Source organism: Bradyrhizobium sp. AUGA SZCCT0176 (assembly GCF_018130145.1).
Taxonomy (GTDB): Bacteria; Pseudomonadota; Alphaproteobacteria; order Rhizobiales; family Xanthobacteraceae; genus Bradyrhizobium.
Genome location: NZ_JAFCMB010000006.1, coordinates 217,092 through 233,439, shown reverse-complemented (window position 1 = coordinate 233,439; position 16,348 = coordinate 217,092). Strand labels below are relative to the sequence as shown.

Annotated in this window: 15 protein-coding genes; 11 read left to right on the top strand and 4 right to left on the bottom strand. The window is 60.8% G+C overall.

Annotated features, from left to right (window positions below; translation table 11 throughout):
* The first annotated feature begins 121 nt into the window (after nucleotides 1-121).
* From glgC to JQ600_RS17270, 6 genes are all read left to right on the top strand, one after another.
* Nucleotides 122-1,381, top strand: a complete 1,260-nt coding sequence (glgC, locus tag JQ600_RS17295) for a glucose-1-phosphate adenylyltransferase (RefSeq protein WP_212266586.1) — start codon at nucleotides 122-124, stop codon at nucleotides 1,379-1,381.
* Entirely contained in the window at nucleotides 1,378-2,829 is a 1,452-nt protein-coding gene (gene glgA / locus JQ600_RS17290) for a glycogen synthase GlgA (protein ID WP_212389883.1), read from the top strand. The genes glgC and glgA overlap by 4 nt, the downstream gene beginning before the upstream one ends.
* Nucleotides 2,830-3,101: 272 nt before the next feature.
* Nucleotides 3,102-3,284: a hypothetical protein gene (locus JQ600_RS17285; RefSeq protein ID WP_212389882.1), complete on the top strand. Its 183-nt coding sequence runs from the start codon at nucleotides 3,102-3,104 to the stop codon at nucleotides 3,282-3,284.
* A gap of 47 nt (nucleotides 3,285-3,331) precedes the next feature.
* Nucleotides 3,332-3,571: a PilZ domain-containing protein gene (locus JQ600_RS17280; protein ID WP_212389881.1), complete on the top strand. Its 240-nt coding sequence runs from the start codon at nucleotides 3,332-3,334 to the stop codon at nucleotides 3,569-3,571.
* Nucleotides 3,572-3,946: 375 nt separating this feature from the next.
* A complete protein-coding gene (locus tag JQ600_RS17275) occupies nucleotides 3,947-4,936 on the top strand; it encodes an LLM class flavin-dependent oxidoreductase (protein ID WP_212489988.1) in 990 nt (329 codons plus the stop codon).
* A gap of 157 nt (nucleotides 4,937-5,093) precedes the next feature.
* Nucleotides 5,094-6,083: an ABC transporter substrate-binding protein gene (locus tag JQ600_RS17270; protein ID WP_212389879.1), complete on the top strand. Its 990-nt coding sequence runs from the start codon at nucleotides 5,094-5,096 to the stop codon at nucleotides 6,081-6,083.
* Between the two features lie 135 nt (nucleotides 6,084-6,218).
* Here the strand turns inward: JQ600_RS17270 and JQ600_RS17265 are convergent, their stop codons facing one another.
* Nucleotides 6,219-6,722, bottom strand: a complete 504-nt coding sequence (locus tag JQ600_RS17265; RefSeq protein ID WP_212389878.1) for a hypothetical protein — start codon at nucleotides 6,720-6,722, stop codon at nucleotides 6,219-6,221.
* A gap of 160 nt (nucleotides 6,723-6,882) precedes the next feature.
* Nucleotides 6,883-7,146 carry an antibiotic biosynthesis monooxygenase gene (locus tag JQ600_RS17260; protein WP_212389877.1) on the bottom strand — a complete coding sequence of 88 codons (264 nt, stop codon included), beginning with the start codon at nucleotides 7,144-7,146 and terminating at the stop codon, nucleotides 6,883-6,885.
* Between the two features lie 324 nt (nucleotides 7,147-7,470).
* Here JQ600_RS17260 and JQ600_RS37585 point away from each other — a divergent pair, with 324 nt between their 5' ends.
* The 4 genes from JQ600_RS37585 to JQ600_RS17240 all read left to right on the top strand — a co-directional run bounded on the left by JQ600_RS37585 (nucleotide 7,471) and on the right by JQ600_RS17240 (nucleotide 13,021).
* The gene (locus JQ600_RS37585; protein ID WP_212389876.1) at nucleotides 7,471-8,940 is read left to right on the top strand and encodes a hypothetical protein; all 1,470 of its coding nucleotides are present in this window, start codon (nucleotides 7,471-7,473) and stop codon (nucleotides 8,938-8,940) included.
* Nucleotides 8,941-9,218: 278 nt separating this feature from the next.
* Nucleotides 9,219-9,686, top strand: coding sequence for a hypothetical protein (locus JQ600_RS17250; RefSeq protein WP_212389875.1), 468 nt, complete (start codon nucleotides 9,219-9,221; stop codon nucleotides 9,684-9,686).
* A 135-nt stretch (nucleotides 9,687-9,821) separates the two neighbouring features.
* Nucleotides 9,822-11,603: a type I secretion system permease/ATPase gene (locus tag JQ600_RS17245; RefSeq protein WP_212389874.1), complete on the top strand. Its 1,782-nt coding sequence runs from the start codon at nucleotides 9,822-9,824 to the stop codon at nucleotides 11,601-11,603.
* Nucleotides 11,600-13,021, top strand: a complete 1,422-nt coding sequence (locus JQ600_RS17240; protein WP_212389982.1) for an HlyD family type I secretion periplasmic adaptor subunit — start codon at nucleotides 11,600-11,602, stop codon at nucleotides 13,019-13,021. The genes JQ600_RS17245 and JQ600_RS17240 overlap by 4 nt, the downstream gene beginning before the upstream one ends.
* A 13-nt stretch (nucleotides 13,022-13,034) precedes the next feature.
* Here JQ600_RS17240 and JQ600_RS17235 read toward each other — a convergent pair whose 3' ends face one another.
* On the bottom strand, nucleotides 13,035-13,886 hold the full coding sequence (locus JQ600_RS17235) for a response regulator transcription factor (RefSeq protein WP_249135940.1): 852 nt from the start codon (nucleotides 13,884-13,886) through the stop codon (nucleotides 13,035-13,037).
* Between the two features lie 185 nt (nucleotides 13,887-14,071).
* Complete coding sequence (locus tag JQ600_RS36880) at nucleotides 14,072-14,650, bottom strand: hypothetical protein (RefSeq protein WP_249135939.1); 579 nt, start codon at nucleotides 14,648-14,650, stop codon at nucleotides 14,072-14,074.
* Nucleotides 14,651-15,078: 428 nt separating this feature from the next.
* Here JQ600_RS36880 and JQ600_RS17225 point away from each other — a divergent pair, with 428 nt between their 5' ends.
* Nucleotides 15,079-16,182 (top strand): alpha/beta fold hydrolase, encoded by a 1,104-nt coding sequence (locus tag JQ600_RS17225; RefSeq protein WP_212389873.1) that lies wholly within the window; start codon nucleotides 15,079-15,081, stop codon nucleotides 16,180-16,182.
* Nucleotides 16,183-16,348: the final 166 nt, after the last annotated feature.

Below are 16,348 nucleotides of genomic sequence, written 5' to 3'. Positions count from 1 at the left end.
GTTTTACATACCACTTTCCGATCAACCAATCGTCCAGCTACTATCGGTCCCGTGGCCCGACCCTGCCTTCCGGCAAGAGAAGGTGTCGGGGCATGCGTTGTGGTTCCCAGGGAGGACAAAAATGGCCATCGTCAATGAACCGCTTTCACGCCATGCGCTCGCCTTCGTTCTTGCGGGCGGTCGTGGAAGCCGGCTCCTGGAGCTGACCGACAGGCGCGCCAAGCCGGCGGTCTATTTCGGCGGAAAATCGCGCATCATCGATTTTGCCCTCTCCAACGCGGTGAACTCCGGAATTCGCCGGATCGCGGTTGCAACCCAATACAAGGCCCACAGCCTGATCAGGCATCTGCAAATGGGCTGGAACTTCTTTCGTCCGGAGCGCAACGAGAGTTTCGATATCCTGCCGGCGAGCCAGCGCGTCTCGGAGACGAACTGGTACCTCGGAACGGCGGACGCGGTTTATCAGAACATCGACATCATCGAGTCGCACGACGCCAAATTCATCGTGCTGCTCGCCGGAGATCACATCTACAAGATGGACTACGAGCGCATGCTGAAGCAGCATGTCGAGCAACGCGCGGACGTCACCATCGGCTGCCTGGAAATGCCGCGTGCGGAATCCAGCGGCTTCGGGATCATGGACGTGGACGACAATGGCATCGTGAAATCCTTTCTCGAGAAGCCGGCCGATCCGCCGCCGATGCCCGGCAAGCCCGACAAGTCATTGGCCAGCATGGGGATCTATGTATTCGATTCGAAATTCCTGTTCGACGAGTTGCGGCGCGACGCGAACGACCCGAATTCGAGCCATGATTTCGGCAAGGACCTGATTCCCTACCTCGTCAAGAACGGCCGGGCGGTGGCGCACCAATTCTCGACCTCCTGCGTCAGGTCCGACGGCGATCCACGGAGCTATTGGCGGGACGTCGGAACTGTCGATGCCTACTGGGCCGCCAACATCGACCTCACCGACGTTTTACCCGAACTCGATATTTACGACCGTGCATGGCCGATCTGGACCCATGCCGAGATCACGCCGCCCGCCAAGTTTGTTCACGATGAGGAGGACCGGCGCGGACAGGCGGTGACTTCGCTGGTCTCCGGAGGATGCATCATATCCGGCGCCGCATTGCGCCGCTCCCTGCTGTTCACCGGGGTGCACGTCAATTCCTATGCAAACATGGAAAATGCCGTCGTCATGCCTTATGTGAATGTGGGCCGGCATGCGCGGTTGAAGAATGTCGTGATCGATCGCGGCGTTCGAATCCCGGAAGGTCTCGTGGTCGGCGAAGATCCCGAATTCGATGCGAAACGGTTTCGAACCACGGCGCAGGGTATCACGCTGATCACGCAGCCGATGATCGACAGGCTTGATGCATGACGGAGCTTCGCGTCCTTGCGGTCGCCTCTGAAATCTATCCGATCGTCAAGACAGGAGGTCTTGCCGACGTCGTCGGCGCGCTCCCGACTGCGCTACAGGCGCATGGCATCGAAACGCGGACCCTGGTGCCGGGATATCCCGATGTCATCAAGGGGCTTGCGGTCGCGGAGGAGTTCCTTCATGTGCCGGAGTTTTTTGGCGGACCGGCCCGCCTGCTCGGTCGCGTGCATGGCAACCTCAATCTGCTCGTGCTCGACGCGCCGCATCTCTTTGCGCGGCCCGGCAACCCCTACGTCACCCCTGATGGCAAGGACTGGCCTGATAACGGCGTGCGCTTTGCCGCGCTTTCGAAGATGGCGTCCGAAATCGGCCAGGGCGCCATTCCGTCGTTCGTGCCTGATGTGGTGCATGCCCATGACTGGCAGGCTGGCCTCGCGCCTGCCTATTTGCACCTTACCCATCAGCGCCGGCCCGCCACCGTGATGACGGTCCACAATCTGGCCTACCAGGGCAAGTTTCCGCATCACATGCTCAGTGTGTTCGGCTTGCCGCCCGAGTCTTTCTCGATTCACGGCGTCGAATATTATGGTGAGATCAGCTTCCTGAAAGCGGGCCTGCAATTCTCCGATCGCATCACGACGGTTTCGCCGACCTATGCGCGCGAGATTCAGACAGATGAGGGAGGTATGGGGCTGGGTGGGTTGCTGCGCGAACGGTCGCAGGTCCTGAGCGGCATCATCAACGGCATCGATATGTCGGTCTGGAACCCGGAGACCGACCCCGACATCGCCGCGCGTTTCAGCGCGAACGAGCTGGATCCCCGTGCGGCAAATAAACTGGCCCTGCAGCGCCGGTTTGGTCTTGATCCATCCTCAAACGCACTGCTGCTCGGCGTGGTGAGCCGGCTGTCCTGGCAAAAGGGACTGGATATCCTCCTCGAGAACCTGCCGACCATCCTCGGGGAGGGGATGCAACTCGTCTTGCTCGGGAGCGGAGAGGCGGATCTCCAGCATGCTTATCAGGCCGCCGCAAAAGCGCACCCGGGCCGGATAGCGGTTCTGATCGGCTACGACGAAGCTGTCGCCCATGTCATTCAAGCCGGCGCCGACGCCCTCGTCGTGCCGTCGCGCTTCGAACCATGCGGCCTGACCCAGCTTTGCGCCTTGCGATATGGCGCTGTTCCGATCGTATCGCAGGTCGGCGGCCTTTCGGATACCGTCATTGACGTAGGTGAGGCAGGTGGCGCAGCAACCGGCTTGAAGTTTGGGCCCGTCACGGCCGACGCCCTCGCTGGCGCGCTGCAACGAGCCAATATCCTGTGGCACGACCAGCAAGGCTGGCGAAGGTTGCAGTACAATGGCTTGTCGACGGATGTATCATGGCGCAGTCGGGCGAGCCGCTACGCCGCCCTGTATCGCGATGTCGTCGCGGCCCGCCGGAATCAATAGCACCGCATTTGCTGAGCGGCCGCTTTGCGCCAGAAGCGGTCGTACAGATGACGCCCGTTTTGATGCCAAGCGGCACTGCGAACCTGTGGATGAGCGTTCGCGACGAACGATGCCGCCGCCGCCGGCGAGTTCTTTCACGGGCGTCGCTTAAGGAACCCGCAATACTTCAAGGTTATGTTTAGAATCCTTGGACGGAATGCCGTAGTGGGCGGATCTTCGTCTAGTTCGCCTTCTGGGGCGGCTCTCGCTGATCTCGTCGCGGGACGCGATCAATGCTTCCATTAGTGAGAATTTCGGGCCTGTTGAAGGTTTCCGCAGAAAGTACTGAAGCGCAAAACACGACTGCCGCCGGCACCGCATCTGCCGAAGCGGTCAACATGATTAGAGAACTCCGCGATGCGGCGCGCGAGATCCCAACGAGCCAGGAATATCCGAATTCAAAGATCAGTTTCTAAACTAACTCATTTTCCGACTTGTGTTCTTTCAACCGGGGAGACCGGTTATGGTCGAAACTCGTATTGCGCCCCGCTATCGTGTTACGAAGCCCGCGAAGATAGAACACGGCGGCGATAAGATCGGCTGCGTAATTCGCGACATCTCGGCAACTGGGGCAGCGATCGAGATATCTGATCTGGTTCGAGTGCCCAGAGAATTCACATTAATAATTCCTGAAGACAGACTGAAGCTGCGGTGCCGCGTTGTTTGGCGCAAAGAATACCGGATTGGCGTTGCATTCGATTAGTGCAATCCGGCCGCGATAGGTGGAAGCTCCGGCTCCGCATTCCTGTGGCCCACATACGTGATGCACGATGTCTACGAATGCAGAAATTGCCTGAGCACGCAAAGCGTTGTCACTGCCGTCTTACGGAAAGGTTCGCACATAGCGAACATCGCCGGTTTGTCAAATGACCGCTTCGCGCGGCCGATAGCGGTCGGCGCAGCGACGCGCCCGGCGCTGTCGGTTGGTCGCCATTCGATTTCAGCAGATTGACCCCCGCGGTGACAATATCCATATGGGGGCAGAAGAATCGGATGAAGCCTGCCGTTTCGGACTAGCAAGCATGCGGCCTTGTAGCTCGGGCGGCGTCATTTCAAGTGGTTTCGTTCGGGAGTTTTCATGACTGCACTGTCCATCCTCGATCTCGTCCGCGTCACCGAAGAGACCGATGCGCGCGGCGCGCTCTATAACGCCCGCGATGTCGCGGTTCATGCCGAGGCCTGGGGATATCGTCGCATCTGGGTGGCGGAGCATCACAACATGGCCGGCATCGCGAGCGCCGCGACGTCGGTCGTGATCGGTCATATCGCAGCGGGAACAAAGACCATCCGGGTCGGCGCGGGCGGCATCATGCTCCCGAACCATGCGCCCTACGTCATCGCCGAGCAGTTCGGCACGCTGGCGCGGCTGTTTCCCGGCCGCATCGACCTTGGGCTCGGCCGCGCCCCCGGCACCGACCAGCTCACGCTGCGCGCCTTGCGCCGCACGCCAGAAGCTGCCGAAAATTTTCCGCAGGACGTTCTGGAGGTGCAGGCCTTCCTGGCGCCGGCCGGTCCCAACCAGCGCATCCAGGCGGTGCCGGCGGCAGGAACGGAAGTGCCGCTATGGATTCTGGGATCGAGCAATTTTGGCGCGATGCTGGCGGGCGAACTCGGGCTTCCCTATGCCTTCGCCTCGCACTTTGCACCCGAGCTCCTGATACCGGCGCTGCAGATCTACCGCAGCCGCTTCAAGCCGTCCGAGCAGCTCGACCGTCCCTACGCGATGGTCGGCGTCAACATCATCGCCGCCGGCAGCGATGCCGAAGCGCGCCGGCTGGCGACGACGCAGCAGATGTCCTTTACCAACATCTTCCGCGGCGCGCGCGGCCTCAGCCAGCCTCCGATCGACGACATCGAGAGCTATTGGTCGCCGGCGGAAAAGAAACAGGCGATGGGCATGCTCGCGCGCTCCATCGTCGGTTCGCCCGATACGGTTCGCGCCGGCATCGATGCGCTCGTTGCGGAAACCGGCGCCGACGAACTCATGATCGTGTCCGATGTCTACGATCACGCCAAGCGGCTGCGCTCCTTCGAACTGATCGCCGGCGCCGTGGGGATCGCCGGCTGAATGATACATTGTTGCCGGTTTTTCCGGGCACGGTTTGATTCTTGATCCAACTCGGAAGCCCGCCGGAATCTCATATTGCAGCAATGAGTCGGATTTCATCCTATCAAAGCACTCGTCTCAACCGCTAACATGCCGTCTCCAGCATCTGGGGCACGACATGCGGCGCCGTGATTTCATGACACTGCTGGTCGGAGCTTCGGGTGTGGCTTGGCCGTTTGCCGCGGACGCCCAGCAGGCGGCCAGGATTGCGAGAATAGGCTACCTTGCGACCAATCTAATCAACCAGGGCCTGCTTGAAGCTTTCCGTCAAGGACTGCGTGACCTCGGTTACGTCGAGGGACGTAACGTCTTGATCGAATACCGGGATGCCCAGGGAAAGCTCGAGCCGCTCCCGGCCCTTGCGGCCGAACTGGTCGCGCTCAAGGTGGATGTCATTGTGGCCTCAAGCACGGCGGCCGCTCAGGCCGCCAAGCAAGCGACCGCGGTTATTCCCATCGTCTTCGCGACGGTTCCCGATCCGGTTGCGACCGGGTTGGTCACCAGCCTTGCGCGACCGGGCGGCAATGTCACGGGGTTGTCTAACCTCAACGCAGACCTTGTCGGCAAGTGTCTAGAATATCTCACGCAGGCCGTCCCGCGGGTCAGTCGCGTCGCGGTCCTCTGGCAGCCAGGCGCCTTCGGCGAACGCACGGAAAAGGAAATGCTGCAGGCAGCGGCAGCCGCCGCGCAGGCGCTCGGGATCCAGCTTCAATTCGTGGAGGCGCGAAGTCCCGCCGATATCGACAAAGCTTTTTCGGAAATCACCGGCGCGCGGGCGGATGCGCTGACTGTACTCGTAAGCGGCATGCTGCTTGGCGAGCGACGACGCATCGTGGACCTCGCTGCCAAGAACCGGCTGTCGGTCATCTACACATTCAGAGAGCTGGTAGATGCCGGCGGCCTTATGTCCTACGGACCGAGCCTGGATGGTTTGTTTCGGCGCGCTGCCAGCTACGTGGATAAGATACTCAAGGGGACCAAGCCTGCCGACCTGCCCGTTGAGCAGCCAACCAAACTCGAGCTGGTCATTAACCTGAAGACCGCGCATGCGCTCGGTCTCACCGTGCCGCCGACACTGGTTGCTCGTGCCGACCAGGTGATCGAATAGACTTGCATGCAGCGGTGGTTGGCGGTGGCAAGACCGCGTCACCCGTACACCTGCGTGGGCGATCAAGCGGCCACTCAAGCCATTCCCGCCGCGCGACAAGAAGCAGGCGACCACGGGGCCGGGGATCGCGGCTCGCTAGATTTCGCAGCCGGCTGTATTCAACGCCTTACGCAAACCACCAAACGCGCTCAGCCGGCAGTGCAGGGGCTCGCTGGCGGCGGCTTTTGAGCGCTCGGCACTGGTAGTGCGTCTGATATCGGCAGTTCGCCTGATATCGGTGGCCTTTGGCTTCGGCTTGGGAAGGGCAGCGGTAGTGACCTTCTTTGATTTGGTATCGTGCCGGTGGCGGTTAATCCTCGGGGCCTCCGAAGGCCATATGAAGGTGGCTTCCGGAGGCGGCGAGGGAGAAACGCGTTCGTTGACCAGAGCAGGCTGCGCTGGCGTCTCGGCTTTCGCATAGTTAACTTCAAGCTTATCAGCCTTCGCCAACGCACCATGTGAATCGGACATGCCGACGGTTGTTTCGGCAGGGGGCTGAACGACCGCTACTGCAGTACGCGGCGGAGTTCTGAGTTCCATTGCCGCAAGTGCTCCTATGCCCAATGGGATGAGGAGGCCCAACAACACCATTCTCAACATGATGCTTCTCCGGCCATTATAGTGCCGGTGCAAATTCTCCGATCTAATGGGGCAACTTGGCGGCGGACCACGCAGGAACCTCACCCACGTGCAGGATGTTTGCCGACAGGGTTAACCGCCCGCCGATGTCGCCTTACCGAGAGTATCAGCCGATCAAGTATCAGCCGATCAGATGAATGGTGGGCGCGCCCATCACACCGGCCTTTTGCATCGCAGCCTTCAAATCATCACTCGCCGTCCAGGCGCGCGCCTTGGCCAGGTCTGACACGTTGGCTACGATTACAAGGTCATTAGGGTCTTCCGCGTTGCGGTAGACGCGGCAGTGAGTGACTCCAGCCGCGGTCCGGCTCGATTCGTGGGCGTCATAGCCCGGACGCCATGCTGCGTAGTCGCGGACTCTGTGATGGATAATCATCGAAGCCATCGGTCCCTCCCGCATGTTGTTTTCCAGCGAACGGCTGCACCGGTCGCCGGTCAAGATCGTAAGCGTTTTTGTACCTGGCGTCTAATGGATGGCCTGCTGCACCGCAATTGCGGGTCGATATGGCGCTTCGATCAGCAACGACGCGCGCCGCGATTGGAGCGGGCCCTCCGCCCGAAAGAGTGTAGCCGTTATGACGTCTATCACCCGAAGCGCTGCAATCCGAATTGGCGACTCGGCTTTTGACTGGCGCAGGGCGACATTCCTTCCTTGGGTCGGGAGAGTCCCGTCGAGTTGTGCAGTGCGATTGCGACGAGGGAGGCGACCATGAATTTTTGGCAGATGTCCGACGGAATCCGGCTGCATCATCAGCAGCCCCCTCATCATGACGGGTACGACGGCCACGACGTTCGAGACGTGGCATGGCTGGATCCTTCACTGAATTTCGCGATCGGCACCCGTTACAATGGCGCTGGCGACGGCGGCTATGGCTCCTTCTTCGGTGCGGAGATGCACCCGCCTGTCGCGCGTTCTGATTGGCTTGATGCAGAACACGGAGGTATTCAAAGCAAGGCCGATGCCCAGTCCAATGCGGTGCACGCCGATCAACACGCCGGCCAGACGGGCCGCAACGATGGAGGCGGCAGCGCGACGACTGGCGCAGAGGTATCAGCCCTCAATTCTGGTTCTGGCCCAGGCTATGGCTGGCTTGATTCCACCACGATCCAGAGCGGGGCCAATCAGGCGGGCAACGGCGGAGATGGATATTTTTATGGAGGCATCATCCACGCCTCCTTCCTCATTTATCAGCCGATCAACATCGCGGTGGCGGTCGGATATGGCTCCAGCGCCCACGCTGAACAAACCAACAATGTGAGTATCGATCAATCAGCCGTTCAGATCGCCGGCGTCGGGGGAAACGGCGGCAATGGCAACGCCGCATCGGGGGGAAACGTCGGCAGTTCTTCTTCTGGCGCCGACCTGATCGCGACCGGCGGCAATGGCGCTGGCAATGGTGGCGACGGCTACTTCTTCGGGAGCCTGGTGAACGCTCCCGTCGTTATCTACCATCCAGTAAATATTGCCATCGCCGGCGCTGGAGGCACGGCCGTGGCTACTCAGTCCAATACGGTTGAGATCGATCAGTCCGCCGTCCAGATCGCAGGTGTCGGTGGCAATGGCGGTAACGGAAATGCGGCAGGCGGCGGCAACGTATCGATGCTCGGACACACCTCCGGATCGGGCAACGGCGGGACTGACTGGCTCATACATACTGGCGACAACCATGCGGGCAACGGCGGCGACGGTTACTTTTATGGAGGCCTCGTCCACGCATCCTTCGCGATATATAACCCGGTCAACATTGCGGTGGCTGGGTATAATTCCAGTGCGCACGCCTTCCAGGCAAACAACGTGCAGCTGGATCAGTTCTCCTTTCAGATGGCCGGCCTTGGAGGAAATGGAGGCAACGGCAATGCCGCAGCGGGCGGAAACGTCTTCTCCGGCTTCGGAGGTGGCTCCAATGCCATCGCAACCGGAGACAACACTGCCGGCAACGGTGGCAGCGGCCATTTCACGGGCAGCATGATCGATGTCAGCATCGCGATTTATGCGCCGATCAACATTGCGATCGCCGGCCCCAATTCGACGGCCCAAGCCGACCAGATCAACAATGTGATGCTCGACCAGAGCGCGGTCCAGATCGCGGGAATAGGCGGGTACGGCGGCCACGGCAATCTTGCGCTGGGTGGTGATGTCGCCACGCATCTTCTGTCTGAACTTCATTTGATAGGATAGGGCGAGAATTCGCTGCCGCTCCGATGGTGAGGCCGAAGCCGCTCGCGTCCCGCTGATCGACCAGGAGCGCTCGCGCTTCGCCATGCTGCGTCGCCATCGGGAGGCGCCAAGGCATGTAAAAGGCATGTAATCCTTTCGTGTGTAACGCCTACCGAACAGGATGGCACTCCATTTGCCATCTATCCGGCTCATGCAAGTGGGGATCAGACTTGTTGACACATCCGCTATCCTGATCCGGACGGATGGTGCGTGAAATTAAACACAGGACGGAGGCTGACATGATGGCCAAGGCAAAGGGATTAATCAACGTTTCCGACTCCATCGAGTTCAAATCGATCAACACCGGGGGCAACAACGCCGGAAATGGCGGCGACGGTAGCTTCTCGGGAAAAATCGTCAACCAACCGAGCATCAGCTTCGATCCATACAACAAGGCGAGCGGTGCCAGCGTGGACGTGAAAACCGGCGATCACGTCAATCAAAAGGCGGGATGGGATGCCGGGGGCGCAAACGGAAAGGCTTCGTGGTTTGCGAAGGCCGAGGGAGGAAAGGCCACGTCGAACGGAAACCAGGACTCCGACAGCGGCCATAATACCTCCAAGGTATACGCCAACACGACGGCGCAGCAGTCAAACTCGCTGAAGGCGGACATGCATCAGGAAGTGGTGGCTGGTATCGGCGGCGACGGTGGAAACGGCAACATCGCGCTGGGTGGAGACGTCCACTTTGAATTCGATACCTTCTGATCGGCAGCTTGTCCGACTGGCAAGACCGGCGGCAGTGGCCGCCGGTCCACGACTCGCCGCCGATCAATGCGGCGCCACGCCGGACTGACGGTGGAACGAGAAGGTCGAATCCTCAGGGCTCTGGCGGTGACGACAATGCTGATGCCGCCCCTCCGATTACACCTCGCAGCACAGCCACAGACAAGGCTGCAGGCGGCGCTCTGGGCCTGCGCCAGCACGCTTGGCATCGTGTTCGCGTACAGTTGCAGCTACAATTTGCTGCTCTTCGCTCCGTCCATCTACCTGCTTCAGATCTATGATCGGGTTTTGTCGAGCCGGAGCGGCCACACGCTTCTGATGCTCACCCTGATCGTCGCGCTCACCGTTGTGGTTGGTGGCGTACTTGACGCGCTGCGCCGCGCCGTGTTGGGGCGGCTCGGGGCATGGCTCGAAGATCGCCTTCGTCCCTCCGTGCTCTCGGCCAGCCTCGAATGCGCCAACCGCGGCAACCCGGCGCAGGCATCGCAGGCGTATCGGGATCTCACTGTTCTGCGTCAGTTCGTCGAATCCAATGCATGCCCGATACTGTTCGACGCGCTCTGGGTACCTTTGTTTCTAAGTGTGCTTTTTCTCGTACATCCTTTGCTGGGAGTGATAGGAGCCTGCAGCGTGCTCTTCCTGTTCGGCCTCGCTCTTGTCGGCGATGTCCTCACCGAGGATGCGCAGGCCAGGTCCGGAACCGCCTGGGCCAGAAGCCATAGCCGGTTCGCGACGGCTGTCGATAATGTTCAATTGATCCAGGCCATGGGGATGCGCGACCGCGCCGCGCGCCTGATCTGCCAGGCCGCGCAGGACGCGCGAAGCGAGCACGACGAGGCCCAGCGGCGATACGAGATCATCATGCTTGTCGCAAAGCCGGCACGCGCATTGTCGCAGGTCCTGATCATGGGAGCCGCCGCGTGGCTGGTGCTCGACTACAACAGAAGCCCCGCCATTATCTTTGCCTCGACACTGCTGTTCAGCCGCGCGCTCGCACCCGTCGAGGGTGCCATTGCTGGCTGGAAAGCTTTCGCGACGGCCTTGAGCGCCTATCGGCGGCTCACGGACGTCCTTGTCGTCATCCCCGCTGTCCCGGAGAGCGCGGGCATTGCGTCGAACCGGTGCCGTCTCGTCGTCGACAATGTCGGCGTGGCACTGCCAGGCTCCGGCGGATTCCTGCTGAGGGAAGTCTCGTTCAGCCTCGCGCCTGGTGAATGCCTTGGCATTATCGGTCCGTCCGGCTCCGGCAAATCAATGCTCGGCCAGATCATTGCCGGAATCTCGACGCCAACTCAGGGGCGCGTCCTGCTCGACAACGTCGACGTATCGGTCTTGCGTGAGGGAGGGGGCGATCGTCACCTCGGATATCTGCCGCAGGACATCAACCTGTTTGGGGAGACGATAACGGATGTCATCGCAGGGCTGGATGATAGCGATCCGCAGAAAGTCATCGCAGCCGCGAAGCTCGCCGGAATCCATGACACCATCGTGGGGCTGCCACAGGGGTATGACACCGTCATTCCCGGCGGCGGCTGTGCTTTTTCGCGCGGGTATCGCCAGCGTCTCGGCCTTGCGCGGGCTTTCTTCGATGACCCGCGCCTTGTCGTGCTCGACGAGCCGAACGCCAGCCTCGATTACGTAGGCGAGCGCGTGCTGTTCGATGCCATCGAGCAGCTGAAGAAAGCCAACATCACGGTGATCATCATCACCCATCGAATGGGTATTCTCGCGGCCACGAACAGAATTGCCATCATGCAGGGCGGCGCCGTCATGGCATGTGGCGAAAGCGAGGAGATTTTCGAGAGGTATTTGAGCCGACCGCAAGTCGCATCACAGGTCACGTTGCCCGAGAGTACGCCCGCAGCCGCCAACGTGTCACCTCAGCGAGTTGTCCCGTGACCGACGTTCCAGACAAGCCGCCGCATTCGTCTTCCCTCGTCCCGGAGCGGCGAACCAAGGTCGTGATTACCGCGATCGACGATATCGAGCCTCTGGAGTTTGCATGGTGGACGGCCCCGACGCCAGCTTCACCTCGCTCCGCACTCCGCGGCTTCACCTGGGCAGGCAATCTGCTGGTCGTCTGCTTTGTGCTGGGCCTGGGAATCTGGTCGGGCTTTGCGCCACTCGAGAGTGCCGCGATCGCTTCCGGCGTCGTGGAAACGGAATCGAGCCGGAAGACGATTCAGCACCTTGAGGGCGGCATCGTCAGGGAGATTCTGGTTGCCGACGGCGACGCGGTGCGCGCCGGGCAGGTGCTGATCTGGCTGGACGACACCAGGGCCCGCGCCGAGGTGCAGAGCCTTCAGGGCCAATTGTGGGACGCAACGGCACGTGAAGCAAGGCTCCAGGCCGAGATGCAAGGGCAAGAGCATGTGTCGTTTCCGGCCAGGATGGCGACTGCGGGGAAAGAGAATTCATCGGCCGCAGATGTCCTCACCGCGCAGCGAAACATCTTTGAAACGCGCCGGCAGGTCTTCCGGTCTCAGCTCGCCGTCGTCCGGGAGAAAAGCCTCCAGGTCGACAAGGAAATCCTGGGCCTCAAGGCGCAGGAAACCGCCGTCGCGCAGCGGGCGGCAATCGCCCGCGAGGAACTGGACATGGTGGCCACCCTCGTCAGCAAGGGGCTCGAACGGCGGCCGCGCCTTCTGAACCTCGAACGGGAAGTGGCTGAAATACAGGGGCGGCGGGGCGAGATCGCCGCGCATATTTCGCGCGCCGAGCAGGTCATTAGCGAATCGCAGGCGACGCTGCTCAAGCTCGAGAGCGACCGGCAAAACGAAATCGCGCAGTCGCTGCGCGAGGCACAAAATCAGATGTTTCAGCTACGCGAGCGATTGCGGGCGGCCGAGGACCAGCTGTCGCGAACCGAGGTCAAGGCTCCCGAGGACGGCGTGGTAACCGACCTGCGGATTCATACCCCCGGCGGCGTGATCGGGGCTGGTGCCCCGCTTATGGATATGGTGCCCCGGCAGGATCGCCTCATCGTGACCGCGCGCATCAGGCCCGAGGACATCGATGTGGTTCATCCAGGACTGAATGCCGACGTGCACCTGCTGCCCTACAATCAGCGCCGCGCACCGCGTCTCAGTGGGACAGTGACGCACGTATCCGCCGATCGCCTCGTCGACAAGCGTACCGAGCAGCCCTACTACGCAACCAAAATTCGCGTGCAGGATGCGCGGATCGCCGAGCAAGACATCCGGATCATCCCCGGAATGCCGGCACAGGTGTTCATCACAACCGGGCGCAGCACCGTGGCACTCTACGCCCTGAGGCCCCTGCTCGACAGCTTCAACGGCGCGTTCAAGGAAGATTGAGCTACGATCTGCCTCAAGATGCGCCTGGGCTGGTATCGCGTTCATGGCCCGACAGCCGGCCGCTCCAGCGGAGCACCGCCTCAGTGCGGTTGCGAGCGGCACACTTCCGCATGATATGATGAATATGCATTTTAACGGTGTTTTCCGAAAGATTCAGTTTAGCCGCAATCAGCTTGTTCGGAAGACCGAGTTCCAGTTCCGCAAGCACGTGTTGCTCGCGAGGCGTGAAATCGATCAGGTGTTTTTCTGCCACGTCTTTCGCAGCGTCGGCGGCCAGGTACCCCGACGGCAACTCGGCAGCAGAGAGCAATTCCGGCGCTGTCGTCCCATTTTGCGCGATGATCGGAAGTGGTCTGTAGACCCCGCCGGCGAGAACAAGACGCAGGCCGGCAACCGCGACCTCGACCGGGATCGAGGTCGGGAAGAAGCCCCGTACTCCCCTGTGCATTGCGGCCAATGCCGTGGCCTCGTCGTCACGGTTCGACAAGAGCGCGATGGAGGCATTGGGGCAGTAGTCCACGAGGAGAGCAAGATCGTCCTCGACGGATGGATCGGCGATGGACTTGTCCCCGGTACTCAGCGCCACCAGGCAAACATCTCGTCCCGACACGAAATCCAGACCGTCCGTGGTCGCCATTTCGACGATTTCGAACCCCGGCAATTCCCGCCGGAGAATGCTTAGAATGCAGGTACGCGTTAACGTGAGAGGCTCGATGATCACCAGGGCCGGCATTTGCGGCGATCCATTGAGCCGTTCAGCGTGGTTGACGACTTGGTCCATAATAACCCCGAATTCAAAAAGCTGTTGGGCCACCCCACTGATTCCAAATTTCCACCGATCATAATCGCGTGGCGCCGTGTCCATGAGAGATGCCCGATTCAGCAATCGGTGCTCAGAGATCTCAGGGATATCCACGACGCTACAGTTGCAGGAGGAAATTCTTTCCACACAACTTCACTGCCGGGCACGATGCGATTTCATCGCACCGCGCGCATTCTGGCTTCTGATTGAGCATGATAGAACCGGTATCCGCAATCCCGGATCATGCCTTAGTTGCAGATGTTACGATACGCGATCGCCGCCGCTGAGTCTGCCTTGCCAGCAACGACGTATGCATCATCCTCCTTCACGAGATATAGAAACGGCCTGTCTCCGGTATCTGAACCGGACGCATTCTTCCCTCTGACGTGACCGCAGATGGTGTCCACCGGACGCCCCCACATATTCAGTCTGACGGCCCGCTTCATGTCGCCAAATTCGGCGGATGCCGGATCGTCCATCTTTGCGGCGACTGAGATCTTTGCCTTGGCCAGGACGGGATCCGGGCGTTCGGCGGATCGATAGCTTGGCGAGGCCGGGGTCGTCGATGGCGCGTGTGCGGTCTTGACGATTTGAGCCCGTCCGCGCGACCCGGCCGATGATGGTTTCCTGGACTTGGCCGCAGCGGATTTCGCTCCAGCTGTTGCGGGATATGGCTTGGGCGCCGCTGACTTCTGCGCCATCGGCGGACCGGTCGGGGGTCCTTCGAGGCAGCCTTGTGGCGCGCACTCCCGGAGGCTTGCCTGCGACGGGCCAAGCCCATAGCCGATCAGGAGTCCAGCCAGTACGCCAATGAAAAGCAGTCCCATGCAATTCCCCTCCTCGAGGGCGGAATTCCCATTGCACTCTTGCCGCAACTTCTTGATTTTACTGCTGAGGAGCTATCTGTTGCGCAAAAGCGTTAAGCGCTCATTAAGCGTGCATCCCGTGCGAAATCACCCTCCCGCATGGTTAACGTTGACGCACCGCCGAGCGGTCGATTGCCTGACGGATCTGTCCGCTCAATTCAAATCTGACCGGCTGCCCGGTTTACTTTGTTGGACCGTTGCGCGATCGGCCGCGTAGCCGCTCGCAGGTGGCGGTTGCTTCGTCAGCCTTTTCGGTGAATGTCCCGCTGTCCCGCTCTGCGCCAGGAGCAGCCATGGCCAATAGCTGAGCCCGGTTGCGCCATTTCCCGGCTCGATGCCCAGCGAAAAGTGCTAGGCTATCGCGTGGGGGCGCACCGGACATCAATCAAATGGATCGGTATCCAGGCGATCAATTCCCTTATGCGGCGTTCTTCTGGCCTGCGATGGTCGCTGCATCGGCCGCTGAAACCGCCTCGTCCGTCGCCGCGCAGCTTCTTGGATTCTCAGCCGACGCTGGTGGCGCCAATCCTGCGCAGGAGCCGGAAGGAGCCACGCCAAGCACGATCGCGCTGGAGCTGCATGCCGTCCGGCTTCGTGACTTTACTGTGGGCGGAAGCGGCGTTCCCACCCTGCTGTGCCCACCGCTCGCGCTGCATGGAGCCGCTATCGCCGACCTTGCAGCCGGCCACAGTCTCGTTGCTGCCCTCCATGGCGCTGGAATTGAACGGCTGTTCATGGCCGATTGGCGCTCTGCCAGCGCTGACATGCGATTTCTCGGAATCGACGAATATCTTGCCGATCTCAATGTCCTTGTCGATCATCTCGGCGGCCTGGTCGATCTCGTGGGGCTTTGCCAGGGCGGCTGGTTATCCCTGGTCTATGCGGGACGCTTCCCGGCCAAGGTACGCAAGCTTGTGATGGCCGGCGCGCCGGTTGATATTGCCGCGCGGCAATCCGGTTTGTCTGTTATCGCCGAGGCGACCCCACGGTTCGTGTTTGAGAGCCTGGTCAAGTCAGGTGATGGTCTCGTTATCGGCCGCAACGTCGCGCCGTTCTGGGGGAACGAGACTGATCCGAACGATATCCGCAACTCTCTGCAGACTGTGCAGCCGATCGGCTCGCCGGAATTCACCCGACTCGAAGCCATCTTCAAGAACTGGAATTCCTGGACGATCGACGTTCCCGGAAAATACTATCTCGAAGTTGTCGAGAAACTGTACAAATGCAACGCGCTCGCCAGCGGAAATTTCGTCGCCCTGGGAAAAGAGATCGACCTCTCGCGGCTGCTGCTTCCGATGTATCTTCTGGCCGGGAGCGCCGACGAAGTGGTCGCCCCGGAACAATTGCTTGCAGTGGAACGGCTCGTAGGAACGCCGGCGGAATCTCTGCGCCACGCGGTCGCCCCGTGCGGCCATCTAAGTCTGTTCATGGGGAGGCGCACGCTTGAGGAGTATTGGCCCGGGATTGTGCGCTGGATGAAGCAAGCTGAATGAGCCCGGTGGTCATCCCGTGCAACTGCTTGAGTGCGCTCGGCTTGAAGCTGGTTGTGGGGTCATGGAAGTCCGATACCGTCACTGTAATTGCAAACTGATCATTTTTTTGCTGCGTTGCGTTCGTCTGCATCTGGCTCTTGGCGAACATGTTCAGTGTGTGGAGTGT